The organism is Priestia sp. P5_B4 (assembly GCF_056400385.1).
Map to the genome: position 1 here is coordinate 1 of NZ_JBFULJ010000294.1, position 4,299 is coordinate 4,299.

General features: G+C 40.5%; 4 protein-coding genes, 1 pseudogene and 2 riboswitches. All 5 genes and pseudogenes read left to right on the plus strand.

Going from position 1 to position 4,299, the window contains the following annotated elements; translation table 11 throughout:
• On the plus strand, positions 1 to 890 hold an 890-nt coding region (locus AC1DRF_RS17815; RefSeq protein WP_477741295.1), incomplete at its 5' end, for an undecaprenyldiphospho-muramoylpentapeptide beta-N-acetylglucosaminyltransferase.
• 157 nt (positions 891 to 1,047) lie between these two features.
• A riboswitch (cyclic di-AMP (ydaO/yuaA leader) is annotated at positions 1,048 to 1,190 on the plus strand.
• A gap of 72 nt (positions 1,191 to 1,262) precedes the next feature.
• The gene (locus AC1DRF_RS17820; RefSeq protein WP_155920457.1) at positions 1,263 to 1,400 is read left to right on the plus strand and encodes a hypothetical protein; all 138 of its coding nucleotides are present in this window, start codon (positions 1,263 to 1,265) and stop codon (positions 1,398 to 1,400) included.
• Between the two features lie 15 nt (positions 1,401 to 1,415).
• A riboswitch (cyclic di-AMP (ydaO/yuaA leader) is annotated at positions 1,416 to 1,558 on the plus strand.
• Positions 1,559 to 1,928: 370 nt separating this feature from the next.
• Entirely contained in the window at positions 1,929 to 2,009 is an 81-nt protein-coding gene (gene kdpF, locus AC1DRF_RS17825; protein ID WP_063611563.1) for a K(+)-transporting ATPase subunit F, read from the plus strand.
• A gap of 24 nt (positions 2,010 to 2,033) precedes the next feature.
• On the plus strand, positions 2,034 to 3,695 hold the full coding sequence (gene kdpA / locus AC1DRF_RS17830) for a potassium-transporting ATPase subunit KdpA (protein WP_477741296.1): 1,662 nt from the start codon (positions 2,034 to 2,036) through the stop codon (positions 3,693 to 3,695).
• Positions 3,696 to 3,800: 105 nt separating this feature from the next.
• Positions 3,801 to 4,299: pseudogene (locus AC1DRF_RS17835) on the plus strand (P-type ATPase actuator domain-containing protein); the annotation flags it as partial.

The window sequence follows — 4,299 nt, forward strand, 5'->3', positions numbered from 1 at the left end:
GTGGGAAGCTGCGTCGATACGTAGATATGGAAAATGTAAAAGATGTATTTCGAGTAGCAAAAGGAGTTGGCGATGCACGTCGCGTGCTGAAAAAGTTAAAGCCTTCTCTTGTGTTTTCAAAAGGCGGTTTTGTCACAGTCCCTGTTGTAATGGCTGCTAAATCGCTAAACATTCCCGTGTTCATTCATGAAAGTGATTTAACACCGGGACTGGCAAATAAAATTGCGCAGAAATTTGCCACTAAAATTTTCACTTCTTTTGATGAAGCGGCAAACTATTTTCCAAAAGAAAAAGTGCAGGTTGTTGGTTCACCTATTCGAAAAGAATTATTTAGCGGAAGCGCAGCGAACGGGGAAAGCTGGCTTCGCTTTTATGATAAGCGCCCAATTTTAACCATTATGGGCGGAAGTTTAGGCGCACGTCGCATCAATGAGATTGTTCGAGAGTCCTTGCCTGAACTGCAAAAGAAATTTCAAATTGTACACCTGTGCGGAAAAGGCAATGTTGATACAAGCCTTGAAAAAGAGTCGGGCTACCGTCAGTTAGAATATGTAAATGAACAGCTTCCAGATGTTCTAGCGGCGACTGATTATGTGATTACACGCGGCGGATCAAATGCTATCTTTGAGTTTTTAGCCCTTCATAAACCGATGATGATTATTCCTTTGTCAAAAGCACAAAGCCGAGGAGATCAAATTTTAAATGCACAGTCCTTTAAGAAAAAAGGCTACTGTATGGTTGTGGAAGAAGAACAGTTAACAAAAGAAGTGTTTTTGCGTGAAGTAAATGAGCTTCAGCAGCAGGCAAGTACGATGAAGCGTACAATGCGTGAAGCAACAAAAACGGATGCCATTTCAATTCTTGTAAATGAAATTGAGAAAATGAGCTAAAAAAAGCGTTCTTATCTCCTCGATAAGAACGCTTTTTTTCTTTGGATTTATTATTTTAAAATAATGAATAAACAGCAAAAATAAAGCTTTTAAAATTTCAAAAAATGTTGTTGACAGTAAATTTTAACAGGAGTAAGATTACTCTCATGAAACGTTCCACAGTGAAACGCTGAGTCTTTCCTGAAAGAGAGGGAAAGAGCGGAGGACCCAATTACTAGGGGTGAATCTCATAATTGAGTAGGGTTACTTTCTTGACCCGAACCCGTCAGCTAACTTCGTAAGCGTTAAGAGAGAGGATGGTGTAATCGTGGCCGTTTTCTATAAAAGCGGATAGCGCGTTCCTTTCAAAATATAGGCGAAAGGAGCGTTAACATGCATTTATCTAAGCAAATGATTCAAATGATTGAATATCGTGCAATATGTGATCAGCAATCTTTTGATCTAGCAAACCGCTATTTGTCTATGTTAGCTAATCAAAGTATTAAACGCAGCAGTAAAAACCATAATTAAGTCTAAAAATTAAATAACAAATATACGCTTAATCAATTATGAGCGGGGGACCCAATATTTTGTACGTATGTACTAGGGGTGAATCTCTTAACTGAGTAGGGTTACTTCCATAACCCAAATCCGACAGCTAACTCCGTAAGCGTTTTGGGAGTGAAAAAATTCGTGTCGATCACGGCTTATTTGTCGTGCATTAAACCGCGGAAGAGGACTCTCTTCTGCGGTTTTTTTATGGAAAAATAGGGGAGCAGCTTATGTCTGCACCGTAAAGAGGATATAGTAGGGCTTTTAAAACGAGATCAACAATACGTTAGGAATAATCAAAGATAACCTTTCGCTGCTAGCTCACTTGGGCGTGATGCTTTACGCACGGTAAYAGTCACTACGCTTAATCATTGGTGGTAAGAAACAGTTAGGAGGGAGCAACTTGGATATAATCATGCTGGGAACGCTTGTCATATTAACAGCTGCTATGTACGGAATTATTTGCTGGTCGTCTCGTGTAGTAGACGAAAGAGAGGAGAAGTGAACGTGTCGTTCATTTTGCTAGGTATTTCAGTTCTCGTTTTAATTTATTTAGTATATGTACTGTTAAATCCAGAACAATTTTAATAAGCGGAGGAATAAAACGTGGGGATTTTTCTACTATCAGTTGCGCTGCTGCTTGTTTTTGTAGCGCTTATTGCAAAGCCCGTAGGTATTTATATAGCGAATGTGTTTTCAAACGATAAAAACACTAGCTTGGTAGGAAAGATAGAATCGGTGATGTTTAAAGCGGCAGGAATTAAAGGGCATAATCAGACGTGGAAGCAATATGCAATTGCTCTCGTTTTGGCGAATACGTTTATGATTTTTGTGGTGTATCTTATCTTCCGGTTTCAAGGGGTACTGCCGCTTAACCCAAGCCACATCAAAGGAATGGATCCGGCCCTTGCTTTTAACAYGGCCATTAGTTTTATGACAAATACGAACTTGCAGCATTACAGCGGTGAATCAGGTTTGTCCTATTTCTCGCAGATGGCAGCCGTTGTATTTATGATGTTTGCTGCACCGGCAACGGCACTTGCAGTAGCAATCGCGTTTATTCGCGGGTTGGCAGGGAAGGAAATAGGAAACTTTTTTGTTGATTTTGTGAAATCAATTACGCGTGTTTTACTTTCTATCGCTTTTATAACCGGCATTTTATTTATGATTTCAGGTGTCCCTCAAACGTTAAGCGGAACAGTGACTGCCCATACATTAGAAGGGGCAACACAGCAAATAGCAAGGGGACCAGTTGCTTCTTTTCTTTCAATTAAAGAGCTAGGCAACAACGGAGGGGGATTTTTTGGTGTTAATTCAGCCCATCCATTTGAAAATCCTAACGCGTTGAGCAATGTATTACAAATTGTCCTTATGCTTTTATTGCCAACAGCACTTCCTTTTACGTACGGAAAAATGATCGGACAGCGTAAGCAAGGCCGCATCTTGTTTGTAGCGATGAGTATGCTGTTTATCGTTATTTTAAGCACAGCGTTTGTAACAGAGTGGGGCGGCAATCCAAGACTTGATGCTTTTCATCTAAATGAAGCGAGCGGTTATATGGAAGGCAAAGAAGTTCGTTTTGGTGTCGGTATGTCGACTCTTTACGCCATCGTGACGACCGCAAGTGAAACAGGTGCGGTCAACACCATGCACGATACCCTTACACCTCTTACCGGGTTGTTAACGCTTGGAAATATGATGTTAAATACCGTATTTGGCGGTGTCGGAGCAGGATTTATGAATGTCATGATGTACGTCATCATCGCCGTATTTTTATCAGGTTTAATGGTTGGAAGAACACCAGAATACGTAGGTAAAAAAATTGAAGGAAAAGAAATGAAGCTCATCGCCGTGACGCTTATTCTGCAGCCGCTGYTAATTTTAGGAGGAACAGCCGTAGCGCTAACTACTCATTTAGGAATAGAAGGTATATCAAACCCAGGCTTTCACGGGTTAAGCCAGGCACTGTATGAATTTACATCATCAGCAGCAAACAATGGCTCTGGTTTTGAAGGACTCGGTGACGCAACTCCGTTTTGGAACATTTCTACGGGAATTGTTATGTATATTGGACGCTACTTCGGACTAATTACGATGCTGGCGGTATCGAGCTCACTAGCATCTAAGCAGCTTGTTCCTGAAACACCTGGGACATTTAAAACGGATACGTCTTTATTTAGCGGCATTTTAATTGGAACTACCGTTATTGTAGGGGCACTTACGTTTTTCCCAGTGCTTGTACTTGGGCCGGTTGCTGAGTATTTGACACTGTAATCAAGAAAGCGGAGGATTATAATGAATAAACGGAATTTTACGAATAATCTTGAATTGGATCGTAACAGTCACATTCAAGGTGCTGTAGATAAACAAACTTCATCGATTTTTATTCAATCAGTAAAGCAGGCTTTTATCAAGCTAAGTCCAAGAACGATGATAAAAAACCCTATCATGTTCGTAGTAGAAATCGGGTTTGTTATTACGCTTTTTTTAGCTGTTGTTCCAGATCTTTTCGGAGAAAGTACAGTAAGCGCAGGCTTTAATATTGCCGTATCTCTCGTGTTATTTTTCACAATTGTTTTTGCTAATTTTGCAGAGGCATTAGCAGAAGGTCGAGGAAAAGCACAGGCAAACTCATTAAAGCAATCGAAAGGTGATATTACAGCTAATAAACTTCAAAACGGGCAAATGATACAAGTTTCGGCATCGCACCTAAAAAAAGGAGATATCGTCGTCGTTTCACAAGGCGAAATGATTCCTGGAGATGGAGAAATCATTAAAGGACTGGCATCTGTTGATGAATCGGCCATTACCGGTGAATCGGCACCTGTTTTGAAAGAAGCAGGCGGGGACTTTAACTCTGTAACTGGAGGTACAAGAG

What these genes read in the sequence shown, in the direction of transcription:
- AC1DRF_RS17820 (WP_155920457.1), top strand. Translation starts at nt 1,263, where the DNA reads ATGCATTTATCTAAGCAAATGATTCAAATGATTGAATATCGTGCAATA.